Genomic DNA, 570 nt, shown 5'->3' with positions numbered 1-570 from the left:
CGATGCCGGGCGAGCCGCCTACGATCTCCAGTCGCGCCCGCTTGCCAAGGGTACGACCGAGGTCGCGGACCGTTCTTGCGTAGTGTCTCACGCCGTCCTCGAAAGGCCGCATCCGGCTCGCCAACGTTTCGTCGTACAATCTGTTGGCAAGATCGGTCGCTTTGCGATCCACTGAATCCAATTCATCGAGACGCTCCGCCAGGAACGCTTGGCTCAACCGAAGCTTTCGCTGGGCTTCAGCCAGCGCCTCCACTGCGGCCGCATCATTTGAACCCGGCGGCAGCACTGCGTGAAGGTTGTCGAACGCACTTGCGAGGTCCGATTGAAGTCGCTTCAGTCGCAGTAGCCCGTCAGCGAATGGCCTGAGCCGCCGAGCTTCCATCAGCGACTCGCCAGCCAACCCGAGCAATCGGTTCAGGCTGTCTGCCGTCACCCGAACCATTCTATCAGAGCCAATGCTGCCGTGGGTTTGCGGTGGCGTCCCAACGAGGAGATTCGCTGAAGAGGTCGTCGCCAGCTGATCCTGGGCATGATCAGGCGTGGCGAAATCAACTGCAAAATCTTGGGCCC

1 pseudogene is annotated in these 570 nt (G+C 61.1%); it reads right to left on the bottom strand.

From position 1 onward, the window contains the following. A pseudogene (locus EOA22_RS36595) lies at window positions 1–570 on the bottom strand (hybrid sensor histidine kinase/response regulator); the annotation flags it as partial.

The sequence above is a fragment of the Mesorhizobium sp. M7A.F.Ca.US.014.04.1.1 genome, from assembly GCF_003998745.1.
Taxonomy (GTDB): Bacteria; Pseudomonadota; Alphaproteobacteria; order Rhizobiales; family Rhizobiaceae; genus Mesorhizobium; species Mesorhizobium ciceri.
Note: the sequence above shows the minus strand (reverse complement) of the source record. Positions and strands in the feature narration are given on the sequence as shown.